This window comes from Aurantimonas endophytica, assembly GCF_014196845.1.
Lineage (GTDB): Bacteria > Pseudomonadota > Alphaproteobacteria > Rhizobiales > Rhizobiaceae > Aurantimonas > Aurantimonas endophytica.
This window is the reverse complement of the sequence record NZ_JACIEM010000002.1, coordinates 581,724-596,653: the sequence shown is the minus strand read 5'-3', so window position 1 is coordinate 596,653 and position 14,930 is coordinate 581,724. Positions and strand designations below refer to the sequence as shown.

Sequence of the window (14,930 nt, the reverse complement as noted above, 5' to 3'; positions counted from 1 at the left end):
GTTACTGGAGCTTGATCCGGGGATCGATGAACGGCGAGACGAGATCGGCCAGGAGATTGCCGATGACGATGGCGCAGGCCGAGACCAGGGTGACGCCCATGATGATCGGGATGTCGACCCGCTGGATCGCCTGCCATGCAAGCTGGCCAATGCCGGGCCAGCCGAAGACGCTTTCCACGACGACGATGCCGCTCATGAACAGGCCGATGTCGATGCCGATCATCGCTATCACCGGCAGGATGGCGTTGGGCAGCGCGTGGCGGAACAGCACGGTATAGCGGGCGAGGCCCTTGGCGCGTGCCGTGCGGATATAGTCCTGGCGCAGGACGTCGATCATCGAGGATCGCATCATCCGCGAGTACCAGCCGGCGCCGAGGATGCCGAGCGTGAGGGATGGCAGGACAAGGTGGGCGAAGGTGCCGTAGCCGCCGATCGGGAACCAGCCGAGGCGCACCGCGAAGACGTAGAGAAGCAGCAGGCCGACGACGAATTGCGGCGCCGAGACGCCGACGAAGGAGCCGACCATCAGCGCCTGGTCGGTGGCGGTGCCGCGCCGGAGCGCCGCCACCAGCCCCATGGTCAGGCCGAGGACGAGCTCGCAGACGATGGCACCGAGCATCAGGAGCAGCGTCGCCGGCAGCCTTGCTGCGATCAGCTCCGAGACTTCCGAGCGCTGCAAATAGGAGCGGCCGAGATCCAGCTGCAGCAGGCCGTAAAGATAGCGCCCGTACTGGACGAGGAAGGGCTGGTCGAGGCCGAGTTCGCGGCGGATGTTCTCGACGGTCTGGGCCGTCGCGCTGCGGCCGGCGATCTGGCGTACCGGGTCGGCCGGCAGCAGATAGAGCAGCGCGAAGGTGATCAGCGAGACGCCGAGGAGGATCAGCGCAGACTGGACCAATCGGCGGGCGAGATAGGCGATCATGACAGACGCCCCCGCTGGGTGGGATCGAGGATGTCGCGCATCGCGTCGCCGACGAGGTTGAAGGCGAGCGCCAGCGAAAGGATCGCCGCGCCGGGGAAGAACACCAGCCAGGGCGCCGCCTGGAAATAGGTCTGGTTCTCGAAGATGATGTTGCCCCAGGAGGCAGTCGGCGGCTGCACGCCGACGCCGAGATAGGACAGCGTCGCCTCGAGCAGCACCGTCGTCGAGATGCCGAGCGTGCCCCAGACGATGATCGTCGGCAGGAGATGCGGCAGGATGTGGCGGAACAGGATGCGCGGCGTCGAGGCGCCGATGGCGCGCTCGGCGTCGATGAACTCGCGCTCGGCGAGCGAGCTCGTCTCGGCGAAGACGATGCGCGCGGTCTGCACCCAGTTGACCAGCGCGATGACCATTGCGACGATCCACAGGCTCGGCGACAGCACCGCGGCGAGGCAGATCGCCAGAAGCAGCGCCGGGAAGGCCATCATCAAATCGGTGAAGCGCATCAGGATCGCGCCGATCCAGCCGCGGAAGAAGCCGGCGGTGACGCCCACCAGCGTGCCGATGATCAGCGCGACACCGTTGGCGACGATGCCGATGATCAGCGAGGTGCGGGCGCCGTAGAGGATGCGCGTCAGCAGGTCGCGGCCGAGCAGGTCGGTGCCGAGGATGTAGGCGCCGCCGGGCGGCATCGGCGCGCCCTCCAGCGTCAGCCCGTCGAAGAGCTGGTCGTTGGGGCCGTAGGCGGTCAGCCACGGCGCGGCGATGGCGCCGCCGACGGTGATAAGGATCATCACGAGGCCGATCACCGCCAGCGGCCGGCGCAAGAGCTGCACCAGCACGCTCGCCGGCTTCGGCAGGGGAGCCGCCACGGTGGGCAGCGGCTCAGAGACGATTTGCCCGCTCATCGCGCCCTCCCTCCTCGAGTGCCAGGACGCGGCGCGCCGCCTCCTCGATCGTCGTCTGCCAGCTCATCGACAGCGCCCGCAGCTGGGCATAGGCGCGCTCCTCGCCGACCCCGCCGGCGCCGAGCGCGACGACGGCGCGCACGATGGTCTGGCGCTCGGCGACGCGCGATTTCAGCCCGCGCACCTCGTCGGCGAGGCTTTGGCGAGCCTCGAAGCCCTGGCGGGCGATGAGGAGCGCGGAATAGATGCCGGAATTGGCCACCGGCTTGACGAGATGGGAATGGGCGCCGTGCGACAGCGCCCATTCGATGCGGCCCGGCGCTTCGGAGCCGATCAGCGCGATCATCGGCATCGGCGCCTCGCCCGGCGCCCAGGGAAACTGCGCGTCGTAGCCGAGATCGGCGTCGAAGAAGACGAAGTCGGCGACCAGCGCCTCGGCCGGCAGGTCCGGCCAGCACTCGACCGGGTCGAGGCCGATCGCCGCCAGCTGGCGCAACAGCGCCGCGGTGGTCGCATGCGGCGGATGCAGCACGAAGGCCTTTGCCCCGCCGAGATTGGGGATGCGGCTGCGGCGCGTCACGAGACGGCCCTCAGGCTGGGGCGCGGGAACACCTTCGCCGGGTCGTAGCGCGACAGGTAGGGATCGGGGTCGACGAGGCGGGCGCTCTCCTCGACCACGTCGAAACCGCCGTCCCGCACCCGGCCGATCCGCACCGGCAGGCTTGCATGCTGGGTCTGCGGATCAATGCCGATCTCGCCGAAGGGAGTCGCGAAGCGCCGGCCGGCGAAGTCCGGGATGCGGCCCGCCGTTCCGCCCGCCGGCTCGGCGGCAAGGCGGTCGGCCAGAACCAGCACGGCGCTGTGGGCGGCGGCGAAGAAGGAGGACGGGCGCGAGGAAAATTCCGGTGCCGTCGCCGGGTCCGGCCAGGGCTTCGCGCGGTCGTGGAAATACGGGCCGACGGCGATGTGGCCCTCGGCCGCCGCGCCGATCGCGGGCAGTTCGATCTCCGTCAGGTTGCAGGAGAGGATCGGGCAGGACGCGGCGGCGAAATACGGGTCCTCGCGCGCCAGTTCCTCATAGGCGGCGAAGAAGGCGTAGGAGGACGGGCCGATCAAATGGTTGAGGACGAAGTTCGGCCGCGTCGCGCGGATCTCGTCGATCAGCCGGGAGACGTCGGTGTCGCCGAGCGGCAGATAGCGCTCGCCGAGCACGCGGCCACCGGCATCGCCGATCAGGTCGCGGGCGACGCGGTTGGTCTCCCAGCCCCAGATGTAGTTCGAGCCGACGAGGAAGGCGTCGGCGCCGAAGCGCGGCACGACATGGCCGAGCAGCGGCACCAGATGCTGGTTCGGGCAGGCATGCATGTAGACGACGTGGTCGTTCGATTCGAACCCCTCGTAGGGGCAGGCATACCAGAGCGTCCCGCCGGTCTTCTCGAGCACCGGGATGACTTCCTTGCGGCTCCAAGAGGTGATGCAGCCGATGACGTGGCGCGCCTCGCTGCCCCGCAGGATCTCCTCGCAGAGCGGCGCATAGCGCTCGACCCGCCCTTGCGGATCACGCTCGACCGGCACGAACTCGACGCTTACCGCCGGATCGCGATTGACCGCCGCGATGGCGCTCATCGCGCCGGCGCGGCAGGCGTCGGACAACAGCTGATAGTTGCCGGAACGCGAGTAGAGGATGCCGATCTCGATGCGTCGCTTCACGTCGATCCCATGAAAAAAGCCCCGCCGCTCGTCGAGATGGATCGACGGGCGGGCGAGGCTCGAATGCCGTCCGGCGATCAGGGCCGGTATGTGAGGTCAGCCTAGCAGGGGCCAAGGATGAGTCAAGTGTCCCTGCCTTGCACCAAGGCATGCCTATTTTCTAAGCGAGGCAGGTCCTATGGAAGGTCGATCTTGGTCGAAACACTCCGCTCAATTCCGTGCTTCCTTCGGCTGGCCCACGATGGGCGGGGTTGGATGGAAATCCATTGGTCCGCATCCGGGAAAGGGGCCCGCCGAAGCTGCCGCCCTCCCCTCGTCCGGCTGGTAGCCTGGCAGAAGCGATCCGCCCCACCGCTGCCGACGCTTTGTCCGTTCAACGCATGTCATGATTGTCTGCTTGAGATCCGCTCCACCCGACAGGCAGGGGGAGAGGACTGGTCATGCAACGCATCTTAACTCGCGCCGCTCTGGTGGCCACGGTATGTGCCCTCTCGCTCACGCCGTCGCTTGCGGCGGACGGAACGGTTGGTGACCGGATCCTTCAACTCACCCGTGGGACAAAGTGGCAGAAGACGGATGAGATCAAGCTGCCCTTCCCCACCTTCCATCCTCAGGGCATGGTGCGGATCGGCGACGAGTTCTTCGTCTCGTCCGTCGAGATCATCAAGCCGACGACGCGCTACGAGACCCCGCGCGGTGGCTACGACCGTGACGAGGGCGAAGGGCGAGGCCACCTTTTCCGCATCGACGCCGACGGCCGGCTCCTTGGATCCCTGAGGCTCGGCGAGGGCTCCATCTACCATCCGGGCGGCATCGATTTCGACGGTCGTCATATCTGGGTGCCTGTCGCGGAGTACCGGCCCGACGGTCGCTCTATCATCTATCGCGTCGATCCGAAGAGCATGAAGGCAGAAGAGGTGCTCCGCTTCGGCGACCATGTCGGCGGTCTGGTATATGATACCGATGCCGACACCCTGCACGGCGTGAGTTGGGGATCACGGCGCTTCTATGCTTGGCCACTCAAAGATGACGGCACGGTAGCGAATGCCGCTGCTGATCCGGCCAGCCTACGGGTGGCCAATCCGGCGCAATACATCGACTATCAGGACTGCAAGTACGTGAGCGCCGGCCGGATGGCCTGCTCCGGGTTGAACGCCTACCGCGTTGCCCCTGACGCCACGCCCTTCCGGCTCGGCGGGCTCGAGGTCGTCGACCTGAAAGACAACCGTCCGATCTGGCAGGTGCCGATCGAACTTTGGGCACCTTCCGGCCTGCCGATGACGCAGAACCCGACCTTCCTGGAGGCAACGCCGACCGGTCTGCGAGGCTACTTCATGCCAGACGACGACCAGTCGACGATCTTCATTTACGAGGCAGCGACGCAGTAGCCGCTATCGGCTTGCCAAGACCGGCGACGCGCTGATCGCCATCGCCGCGACCCGCCTGCCCTTCCCGGCGCAGCGGGTGCCGCGGGACGCCGAGCATCTTAGGCTGGGCTGGCCCTAGCTTCGGTTCCCGCTCTTCTCCATTTCCTCTCGCATGGTCTGCGCCTGGACGATGGTGCGCGCATACTGCTCCCACACCGATCGCATCCAGACGAGGTTGCCGGTGAGCGCCTCCGCAACCTCTTCCAACTCCTCAAGAGCCTTGAGGTTCTTGCTGAAGTGGCCGGCCAGATTGTCGGAGAGGTCGCCGGACTGCGTCTTGTCCAGTGCCGTCTTCAGCGTTGCGCCGCTCGCCACCACTTCAGGCACGATGCGGCCGAGCGCCTCGATCAGCTTTTCGCGCTCTGCCGCGGCCGTTTCGAGCTGTGGACGGTGCTGCTTGAGAAGCCGGACCAGGTTTCTCCAACTCCGGACGCGATTTTCCAGATCGTCGCCGATGCCGTGCAGACCGCCGTCAATGCGCCACGGCTGCTCGGTCGGCGCTGCAGTCCGCGACCCGCCGCTGACGGGAGCGGTACTGGCCCCAGGCCGGAGCGGCGTTTCCTTCTTATCCTCGGGATTCTCTTCAAGGATGTCGTCGATGTTGATTTCGAGGTCAGGATAGTCAGTCGTCGACATGGTGCCCGGTCCTATACGAGGTGAAATTGGGCGATCCCACAGCCTGCCCATGGCAGGACGTGTCCGCTAAGCCCGAAACCTTCATGTAGTCGAATCGTGGCCGATCCATGAGCGGCGCATTTCTCCAATACCCGGCCTTTCCACGATGGGGCGGAGGCGTGAGCATGGCGGTCTTCGCCATCGCAGGTCGTGCCTGAACTGAACGGCCGCTATGAAGCCATGCCGGGAAACCATGCCCAGACCTTCCTGCCTCTCGCCAAAGTCGACTGAGCTGCCTTCATGCGGACAACCTTGTCGCTAGCTCTGTCCATTGCCGCTGGCGTGCTATCGGCCGCGACAGCTTGAGGAGCACGGCATGACGACGTCCAAGCAACGCCTTGTCCGGGTGAACCATGTCGCTCCCGAAGTCGGCGACGTCGATGCCCTGCCCTTCTTAGGCAGTGTCTTCCCGCCGACCGGAACGACGCTGTGCGACGGCGGCGGCATGTTCCTCTAACCCGAGTTCTGCGAGAATGGCTGAATCACTTCAGGCGGATGGCGTGCTGCCGGCCCGCTCCATCGGCGACCACGGCATCGTCGGCGATCTCGAGACCGCCGCGCTCGTCGCCCGGGACGGGACGATCGACTATCTCTGTTGGCCGGTTCTCGACAGTCCGACGATCTTTGCGGACCTCCTCGACCATGGCCGGGGAGGTGCTTTCTCGATCCAACCGACGCTCGATCGGGCTCGCCACCAACATCTCTACGTTCCGGACACCAACGTGCTGATCACCCGCTGGATGGCGGAGGATGGCAGCGCGGAGGTGCTTGACCTCATGCCGCACCCGGCGGCTCGGGTGCACCCCGACCGGAACGCCCGATGCCTTATCAGACGGGTATCGGCAACGAAGGGAGGGGTCACCTTCACGGCCATCTGCGAGCCGCGCTTCGACTATGCGCGGGAGATTCCGGACGTGGCCGTGGCGGACAACGGCGTCCGCTTTTCCGGCCGCGACCTTGCCCTGAAGCTGTTCTCCTCCGTGCCGCTCTCCGCAGGGCCGGGCAAGGCGACCGCGACCTTCACCCTGAAGGCGGGAGAGAGCGCCTGGTTCGTCCTCGGGGAGGACAGTCTGGTCGAGCCGAACGACGAGATGATCGAGGCCGAGATCGCGTCGACCGTCTCGGCCTGGCGCAGGTGGCTCAGCCGGGCGAACTACAAGGGGCGCTGGCGTGAGCAGGTGCTGCGCTCGGCGCTGGCGCTCAAGCTGCTGATTTCGGCCAAGGAGGGTTCGATCGCCGCCGCGGCGACGTTCGGGCTGCCGGAGGCCGCGGGCGCTGGCCGGAACTGGGACTACCGAGCGACGTGGATTCGGGATGCATCCTTCACGGTCTATGCCTTGATGCGGCTGGGCTTTGTGGAGGATGCCGAGCATTTCCGGCGCTGGATGGGCCGCCACGTCGTCGCTGCGGGAGACGGCAGTCCCGTCCGCGTCATGTACGCTCTCGACGGGTCGGAGGCGCGGGAGGAGATGGAGCTTGAGCACCTCTCCGGCTATGCCTCCAGCCGGCCCGTGCGGATCGGCAACGACGCACGGAGCCAGGTCCAGCTCGACGTCTTCGGAGAGCTGATGGACAGCGTCTACCTGTCCAACAAATACGGCTCTGCGATCAGCCATGAAGGGTGGCAACACGTGATCGGCATTGTCGACTACGTGATGCGCCACTGGCAGGAGGCGGATGCCGGTATCTGGGAGATGCGCTCGGAGCCGCGACATTTCCTGCACTCCCGGATGATGTGCTGGGTCGCGCTCGACCGGGCCATCCGTCTTGCGCGAAAGCGCTCCCTGCCCGCTCCCCTGACGGTGTGGGCGCAGTGCCGCGATGCCATCGTGGACGACATCTGGAGCAACTTCCGCCATCCTGATCACGGGTATTTCGTCCAGGAGCGTGGTGGCACCGAGCTCGACGCGGCGCTTCTGATGATGCCACTCGTGCGCTTCGTCTCGTCCACCGATCCCGTCTGGCTGAAGACGCTCGACGCCATCGGCGACCAACTCTGCGACGACGGCCTCGTTTACCGCTACCGCAACGCCGACGGCCTCGAGGGCGGCGAAGGCGCGTTCACGACCTGCACCTTCTGGTACGCGGAATGCCTTGCTCGCGCGGGGCGCCTGGACGAGGCACAGTTGATGCTGGCGAAGGGCCTGTCCTACGCCAATCGTCTGGGGCTCTTCTCGGAGGAAGTCGACGCCCGCGGGCTGCAGCTCGGCAACCTGCCGCAGGCACTCACCCATCTCGCGTTCATCAGCGCCGCCTATTTCGTCGACCGGAGCCTCGATCCAGCGCATCGGCCGACGTGGCAGCCTTGATCGAGCCAATAGGTCGGAGGCGGCTTCAAGGACAGGGCACCCGGCAGGCGAGATGGCGCCACTAATCCCTCGGATTTCCAGCCGTTCCGCAAGCTCTTTCAAAGAGCTTGGCAATGGCATCCAGATCCGCTTCTCATGAGCCCGCAGCGCTGCGCGCCAGAGTTCCCCACCGGGAGCTCGCAGCGGCTGATCCCGAGTTGGCACAGGAACCGCTTCGCTCTGCATAGCGTCTTAATGAGAAGGAATCCATTGCAATGGCCATGCTCTGGGGCGCAATCTCTTTAACCTTCGCTATATTTACTGCATTATTACTGCTCGCACTGATCATACTGAATCGTGATGGGGCGAAGTTCGGCCCCATGTCCGACTGGCGCGAACAATTACGTGCCATTTTTCAAATTGGCGTCCTTGGGCCTGCATTGGTCGCCTTGATCCTACCATCCGCTGCTCTTGCGATCTATGCAGCCGGGAGAAGCTGGGATCCCGCCGCCGTATTCGAATCAAACGGCGACTTCATCGGCATCCTAATTTTTCTTATTGACCAAGCGATCAAGGGTGTCTTGCTCGATCTCATGGAAGTCTACAATATTAATCTACCAGGGTCCGCCGAACTCGATACTCGAAAGCACTGGGCACTGGCTGTTTTGCTGATCATTTACCGCGCGGCTTTCGCAAGCGCTGCAATTTATCTCGCAATTCATTTTATCCGGATTTGGTTCACGGCACGACGCTTCGACGTCGGCCGCACACGCTTCGTTCTTGAGGAGCGTCGCTTCGTCGACAGTATGATAACGCACGAGATTTTCGCGGAATGGGTCCACTCAATTGACGAAAACGAAGGAGCCCGAAGCGCAGCATCGGATGGCTCTCTTGTTGGCCTACACTGCCAACTCTCAGGGCTTCAATTTATTGATTTCGTAATCGCCTCCGCTGAGCGGGGCTGGACGGAAGGCCATCGCTGGGAGCGGGCTGCCGAAGCTCAATCATTTCATGATCGATTGCGTGAACTAAACCCCAATATGACGTTTGAAGGTCGCCTCGTCCGCAATCCCGAATGTGTCAAAAAGCCGGGCCCCGCAGGCTAATGACACAGTAGACCGCGACAGGTTTGGCTGAGGCAGAGCCAATCGCGTTGAGTGTGCCGACGGCGTCGCTTTCATCTGTCGCGGTGTCACTGCTGCGTACCCGCAACCAGCTGAAGTTCCGCAACAAGCTCGCGTGCTCTCGGATTTCGTAAGCGGTGGCGTGATTTGGAGGCAGGGCAATGAAACGGCGGTAACACTGAGCATTTCGAACGACTGAGGGAGACCGGCGACCTACCGGCGACGCTCGAGGCGACAGCGGATTTCGAGTATTCCTTTGGCTGGCTGGTCGAGGGGCTGGGCGACGGGCATTTCCGCCGAAGCTGGCGTTTGCCGTTCGACCGGCCTGGGCCGTAAGCGGCCTGTCCGGTTTCGGCCCGGGCGGAAGCCGATAGCTGCCGTTCAGACTGTCAATCCGACCAGGTTGTTCGACGGCTGGAGAAGTACACTCAGACATTCACGCAGAGCGACAAGTGCTCCGATCGCACTCGTGAACGTCGTAATGTTGGCGTAACTCTGGACGGCAGGATGGTGTCCATGCGCGGCAGTGAAGGCAATGTCGCGCTTTGCAAACCGCTACGCAGCGACAAACAAAGAGCCATCTTCATGAACCGTTCGACCATGCGGGTGTCCGCAGCCCTTCTCTTTTTCGGTGTTTCTGGCACGCTCGCAGGGTGCGTTTCGCCTCAGGAACAGCTCGCTCAGGACCAGGGCACCTGCGCCAACATGGGCGCCACCTACGGGTCTCCCACGCACACGCGGTGCATGCTCCAGCAGCAGCAACGGAGAGACGACGAGATGCTCCGGTTCACCCAACAGGCCTACCTGAACCAGGAAATGGCACGCACCGCTCAGGAGATGAGGGACAGGCGGCGGGACTGACCGGCCACCGCTCAGTTACTCCACACTATGGAAAGCGTATGAAGGTTCTTCTCGTCGAGGACGATCCAGAGATGGCGGACGCCTTGCGCACCGCGCTGGCGCGTCGGGATATCGTCCTGGATGTTGCTTCTGACCTGGCGGTCGCTCGCGAAGCGATCGCCAGCAACAGTTACGACTTCCTTCTGATCGATCGCCAATTGCCGGATGGCGACGGAAAGGCGCTCTTGGTCGAAGTGCAAGCGCTTGAACCTTCACCCCGCACCATCATCGTCTCGGCCATGGGGACGGCCAAGGACCGGATCACCGGGCTGAACGAAGGAGCGGATGATTACCTGGCCAAGCCGTTCGAGGTCGACGAACTCGTCGCGAGGCTGAAGGCCGTACGTCGTCGCACGTCGGTGTTTATCCCGGAGAAGCTTCTTGTCGCCGGCAACCTGACCTACGATCCGATTTCACGCGACGTCCATGTCGAAGGGGAGAAGCTGCCGCTCGCGCGCCGGGAACTTCTGATCCTAGAAGCGCTCCTTCGAAACCGGGGGAGGACGGTCATGCGCGGAACGCTAGAGGAAACTGTCTACTCCTACGACGACGAGATCCAGTCGAACTCGCTCGAAGCGAACGTCTCCCGTCTTCGCCGAAAGCTGGCCGAGGCCGGATGCGGACTCGTCGTGAAGAACCTGCGCGGCATTGGCTACTTTCTTCACGAGCCCACATGAGATGAAAGCCCATTCGCTCCGCTGGCGCTTTACGCTCGGTTTCCTCGCCCTTCAGCTCTTCGCCATTGCCGTCTCGTTTGGCCTCGTTCTCTACGCGATCTCGAGCCTTTCGCAGAACGACGGCCTCCCCTCGGTCTGGCTGAGAAAGGATCTTATGGACTCGTTGCAGGTCGCGGATAGCGGCGAGGTGGAGTTCTCCCCCTCGCCTGCGCTCGCGAAGACTATCGCGACGTGGCCCACGCTCTGGTTCATGATAGATTTACCCGATGGCTCGACCATTCGGCATGGCGAGATTCCCGCCGACATCCTCGAGCAAGCTCCCTTTCTGCGAAGCTTTCGCAGCGTCGAGATGCGCGGCTATGTCGACAGCCCCGAGCGGCTGGGGCGATACGAGCGTGTCGAGACGGAGTTCGGCGAAGTCGCTGTCTTCGCCGGCGGCAGCTCGATGAGCGAGCACGGGATCACGTTCTGGATCGGCAATGTCGGCATCGCCGTGCCTGCCCTGATCCTAGCCTTCGTCACGCTTCTGGGCGTGCCGTGGGTGACGCGATGGTCGCTCCGATCGCTGAACGTCCTGACGGACCGCCTCGGACAAGTGGACTACGCGGCGCGCGGCAGCGTCCTGGAACGCGCGAGCCTGCCGGACGAAATCCTTCCCGTCGTGAACGGCATCAACATGGCGTTGCGCCGCCTGGACGAAGGTTTCGAGACCACGGAGCGCTTCTTCGTCAACGCAGCGCACGAACTCAGAACGCCGGTCGCTGTCCTTCAGATCCGCGTGGACACACTGCCTCCCGGTGAGGAGAAGCTCCAGCTCCAGAGGAGCGTCAAGCGGCTCGCGGCGATCGCCCACCAGCTTCTCGACCTTGAGAATTACCGGCAGAAGCCACGGGAGAGGGTGAGCGTCGACCTCTGTCGGGTGGTGCCCAAGGTGGTCGCCGATCTGGCGCCCCTGGCCATCGTAGAAGGGTACGAAATCTCGTTCGATGCCGATCCGCATGCGCTCTGGATGCAGGCGGACGAGGAGGCGCTTGAACGTGCCTTCGGTAATCTCATCCGCAATGCGATCCAGCACGGCGGAGGGGCTGGCGAAATCTCGGTTCGCGTGGCCGTGGACGGGTCGGTTCTCGTCACGGACCAGGGGCCCGGCATTCCTGCCGAAAAGCGTCACCGCATCTTCGAGCCCTTCTACCGGGTCAATCCGCAAGGCGCAGGAGCCGGGCTGGGCCTCAGCATGGTGGGCGAGATCATCGAGAGCCACAAAGGTTACATCGAACTCCTCGTGCCTGACGCCGGAGGGATCACCTTCGCCGTGAGATGGAGAGCCGGGGCATTGCCCAGCTTGCGATCCCTCCGAGCCTCATAGGCTCAGTCGATCGAGCGCTTCTCGCGCGTTCGATCGAACCCGTAAGCTCCGTGTAATTCCGATCCCTAGGATGGCCGAGTGTCCTTTAAAGGCGCCTGGATTTGGACGGCTCGCCCTTCGTTCGGACACCCACTCAAACGCGTTCGACGGGGTGGGCGCGATAGTCATCCGGCGTGCAATTGACTCACATCCGATGCAGCTGAGGAGCGCACTCGCGGATGCGGGAGCAGGGCTCGCGTTCTTGCCCCCGACCTAGCTGTCGCCTCTCGTCGGCGCGTAATCTTCCCGTAATCGCCCTGCCTAGAATGGTTCCCGCAGGCTGCGGAAGATCCCGAAGAGGGAACGCACCCGGACACGCCCGAACCAGGCGGCAATGTCGCCCGCAGCTCAGCCGAGAAGCGTTCGGCGATCCGCAAAGACAACGGAGACTTTCGATGACCACGATTTTGGTCCAGCGTTCTGGATACGCTTCCGGCTGCCCGCACGGTATTAATATACCGCATCGTAAAGGCCGGTCCCACACGTCCACGAGAGCGAGCACTGCGGTCGTTCTTAGCGTCGGCCTCCTCCTTCTCGGCGAACCCGCCTTCGCAAACGAGGACGTTTCCATGAATTATCCCGAAACCACACGCGGCCAGATCGTCGACGAGCACTTTGGCGTCTCGATCCCGGACCCCTACCGCTGGCTGGAGAAGGACATCCGGCGCGAGCCCGAAGTCGCCCTCTGGGTCGACGCGCAGAACAGCCTGTCGGCGCCGTATCTGGCGAATCTGCCGGGCCGCGCCGTCTTCCGTGAGCGGCTGACGGCTCTCTACGATCACGAACGGCTGTCGACGCCGGAAAAGCGCGGCGAGCGCTACTTCTTCGTCCGCAATTCCGGTCTCGATCCCCAATCCATTCTCACCGTTCGCGAGGGAACGAACGGCGCGGACCGGGTCGTCATCGACCCGAACGAATGGTCGGAGGATGGCACCACGGCGCTGGCCGAATGGTCGCCGTCTGAGGACGGAACCCATCTCGCCTTCGCCATTCAGGAGGACGGCGCGGACTGGCGCACGATCCGCGTTCTCGACGTCGCGAGCGGAACGATCCTCGAGGACGAAATACGTTGGGCCCGCTTCACCAACATCGCCTGGGTCAAGGACGGTTCGGGGTTCTTCTACTCGCGCAATCCCCAACCGGCCGAGGATGCCAGCTTCGAGACGCCCGTCACCGACCATGCGGTCTATTTCCACACGCTCGGAACCCCGCAATCCGAGGATCGGGTCGTCCATGCCCCGCAGACCGGGATCCCCGCGATCCAGACCGTCGAGACCACGCCGGACGGCCGTTACGCGGTCATCTATTCATCGGCCCTTCAGGGCGGCAACGCGCTGAGCGTCGTGGATCTTGGCTCACCGGAGTGGACCGTTCGATCCGTCGTCGGAACGTTCGAAAGCCTGTGGACCCTTGCCGGCAACATCGGTTCGAAGCTTTACCTGGTCACGCAGGACGGCGCCCAGCGCGGCAGACTCGTGACGGTGGATCTCGCCGACCCCGAACCGGCGTCCGTCGAGGTCATCGCCGAGCGGGAAGACGCGGTCCTTCGTGTCGCGACGCTTGTCGGCGACCGGCTTGTCGCCGCCTACACGATCGATGCCCGGACCGAAGTCGAACGGTTTCGCCTGGACGGAACACCCGACGGCGCTGTCGAACTTCCCGGGATCGGGAGCGCCGGGGCCTTCCACGGTCGACCGGGCGATGACGAGGCCTTCTTCGTCTTCACCAGCCACGATGCGCCGACGAGCATCTATCGCTACGATGTGGCGACCAATACTCGATCGATCTGGGCCGAGCCCGACGCGAAGGTCGAGCTCGCCAACATCCGGGTCGACCAGCACTTCTACGCGTCCAAGGACGGCACCCGGGTGCCCATCTTCGTCGTCCGCCGGGCTGACCTCACAGGCCCCGCACCAACGATGCTGACGGCCTATGGCGGCTTCGGCATTCCCATGGTGCCCTTCTACTCGCCCGACGCCATGGCTTGGGTCGAACAAGGCGGGGTCTACGCGGTCGCCAACATCCGCGGCGGCGGCGAGTACGGCAAGGCATGGCATGAGGGCGGACGGGGACGTCACAAGCAGAACAGCTATGACGACTTCATTGCGGCAGCCGAGTTCCTGAAAGGCGAAGGGATCACGGCACCCGACGGCTTGGCGATCCACGGCGAATCCAATGGTGGTCTCCTCGTCGGCGCCGTCGTCAACCAACGGCCCGATCTCTTCGCGGCGGCACTCCCCGGTGTCGGCGTCATGGATATGCTGCGGTTCGAGCACTTCACCGGGGGGCCGCTTTGGGCGCAGGAGTTCGGTAGCCCGACCGTCGAGGCGGACTTCCGGAACATCATGGCGTACTCGCCCCTGCACAACATCAGCGGCAACGAACCCTACCCCGCCATTCTCGCGACGACGGCAGATACCGACGATCGCGTCGTGCCGAGCCACTCGTTCAAGTACGTCGCCACTCTTCAAGCTGCCGACATCGGCGAAAGGCCGCATATCCTGCGCGTCGAAACGAGTGCCGGGCACGGAACGGGTAAGTCCATCGAGAGAATGATCGACGAGATGGCCGACAAATGGGCGTTCGCCGCCCATTGGACTGGTCTGACCGTAAAGTTGCGAGACTAAGCTACGCTTTGGCCGCTGCTCCTCATCGAGAAAGAAGCCCGGCTCAGTTCGAGTGCACGCGCCGGGCTTCCTGCCGCTCGTGGTTCGGCCTTGATAAACGGCAGGATCCGAGCCCTGAAAGGGCTGCGCCAAGCGCGATCTCGCGTCCCGAGTGAGATTGCCCGCCAATCTCCAGTTCCAGGCGAAGTAGTGCTTCTGTTGCGTCCGTATCAACGCTCGCCACCGGCTTTCCCTCGGAAGAGATCGTGGCTTCCGGTCCTCAAGGAG

At 64.2% G+C, this 14,930-nt stretch carries 13 protein-coding genes; 8 read left to right on the top strand and 5 right to left on the bottom strand.

From position 1 onward, the window contains the following. Nucleotide 1: 1 nt before the first annotated feature. Genes GGR03_RS10425 through GGR03_RS10410 form a run of 4 tightly spaced genes read right to left on the bottom strand, consistent with a single transcriptional unit; the run spans nucleotide 2 to nucleotide 3,540 of the window. Nucleotides 2-922, bottom strand: a complete 921-nt coding sequence (locus GGR03_RS10425; protein WP_183207688.1) for an ABC transporter permease — start codon at nucleotides 920-922, stop codon at nucleotides 2-4. Beyond that, nucleotides 919-1,830, bottom strand: coding sequence for an ABC transporter permease (locus GGR03_RS10420; RefSeq protein WP_183207686.1), 912 nt, complete (start codon nucleotides 1,828-1,830; stop codon nucleotides 919-921). Before GGR03_RS10420 ends, GGR03_RS10425 begins: the two co-directional genes overlap by 4 nt. After that, the gene (locus tag GGR03_RS10415; RefSeq protein ID WP_183207684.1) at nucleotides 1,808-2,410 is read right to left on the bottom strand and encodes an ANTAR domain-containing protein; all 603 of its coding nucleotides are present in this window, start codon (nucleotides 2,408-2,410) and stop codon (nucleotides 1,808-1,810) included. The genes GGR03_RS10420 and GGR03_RS10415 overlap by 23 nt, the downstream gene beginning before the upstream one ends. Further along, a complete protein-coding gene (locus tag GGR03_RS10410) occupies nucleotides 2,407-3,540 on the bottom strand; it encodes a transporter substrate-binding protein (RefSeq protein WP_183207682.1) in 1,134 nt (377 codons plus the stop codon). The genes GGR03_RS10415 and GGR03_RS10410 overlap by 4 nt, the downstream gene beginning before the upstream one ends. Before the next feature lie 440 nt (nucleotides 3,541-3,980). Here GGR03_RS10410 and GGR03_RS10405 point away from each other — a divergent pair, with 440 nt between their 5' ends. Further along, the gene (locus GGR03_RS10405) at nucleotides 3,981-4,928 is read left to right on the top strand and encodes a DUF6454 family protein (protein WP_210292077.1); all 948 of its coding nucleotides are present in this window, start codon (nucleotides 3,981-3,983) and stop codon (nucleotides 4,926-4,928) included. Between the two features lie 114 nt (nucleotides 4,929-5,042). Here GGR03_RS10405 and GGR03_RS10400 read toward each other — a convergent pair whose 3' ends face one another. Then, a complete protein-coding gene (locus GGR03_RS10400; protein ID WP_183207680.1) occupies nucleotides 5,043-5,603 on the bottom strand; it encodes a hypothetical protein in 561 nt (186 codons plus the stop codon). Between the two features lie 355 nt (nucleotides 5,604-5,958). On the opposite strand from GGR03_RS10400, the gene GGR03_RS10395 reads away from it, so the two are divergent. The 7 genes from GGR03_RS10395 to GGR03_RS10365 all read left to right on the top strand — a co-directional run bounded on the left by GGR03_RS10395 (nucleotide 5,959) and on the right by GGR03_RS10365 (nucleotide 14,663). Beyond that, nucleotides 5,959-6,099, top strand: coding sequence for a hypothetical protein (locus GGR03_RS10395; protein WP_183207678.1), 141 nt, complete (start codon nucleotides 5,959-5,961; stop codon nucleotides 6,097-6,099). 16 nt (nucleotides 6,100-6,115) lie between these two features. Then, nucleotides 6,116-7,951: a glycoside hydrolase family 15 protein gene (locus GGR03_RS10390; protein WP_183207676.1), complete on the top strand. Its 1,836-nt coding sequence runs from the start codon at nucleotides 6,116-6,118 to the stop codon at nucleotides 7,949-7,951. A gap of 254 nt (nucleotides 7,952-8,205) precedes the next feature. Beyond that, the gene (locus tag GGR03_RS10385; RefSeq protein ID WP_183207674.1) at nucleotides 8,206-9,036 is read left to right on the top strand and encodes a hypothetical protein; all 831 of its coding nucleotides are present in this window, start codon (nucleotides 8,206-8,208) and stop codon (nucleotides 9,034-9,036) included. 534 nt (nucleotides 9,037-9,570) lie between these two features. After that, complete coding sequence (locus GGR03_RS10380; RefSeq protein ID WP_246367797.1) at nucleotides 9,571-9,915, top strand: hypothetical protein; 345 nt, start codon at nucleotides 9,571-9,573, stop codon at nucleotides 9,913-9,915. A gap of 38 nt (nucleotides 9,916-9,953) precedes the next feature. Beyond that, entirely contained in the window at nucleotides 9,954-10,631 is a 678-nt protein-coding gene (locus tag GGR03_RS10375) for a response regulator transcription factor (RefSeq protein WP_183207671.1), read from the top strand. A 1-nt stretch (nucleotide 10,632) separates the two neighbouring features. Next, entirely contained in the window at nucleotides 10,633-11,997 is a 1,365-nt protein-coding gene (locus tag GGR03_RS10370; protein ID WP_183207669.1) for a sensor histidine kinase, read from the top strand. 218 nt (nucleotides 11,998-12,215) lie between these two features. Next, nucleotides 12,216-14,663, top strand: a complete 2,448-nt coding sequence (locus tag GGR03_RS10365) for a prolyl oligopeptidase family serine peptidase (RefSeq protein ID WP_246367795.1) — start codon at nucleotides 12,216-12,218, stop codon at nucleotides 14,661-14,663. Nucleotides 14,664-14,930 lie beyond the last annotated feature (267 nt).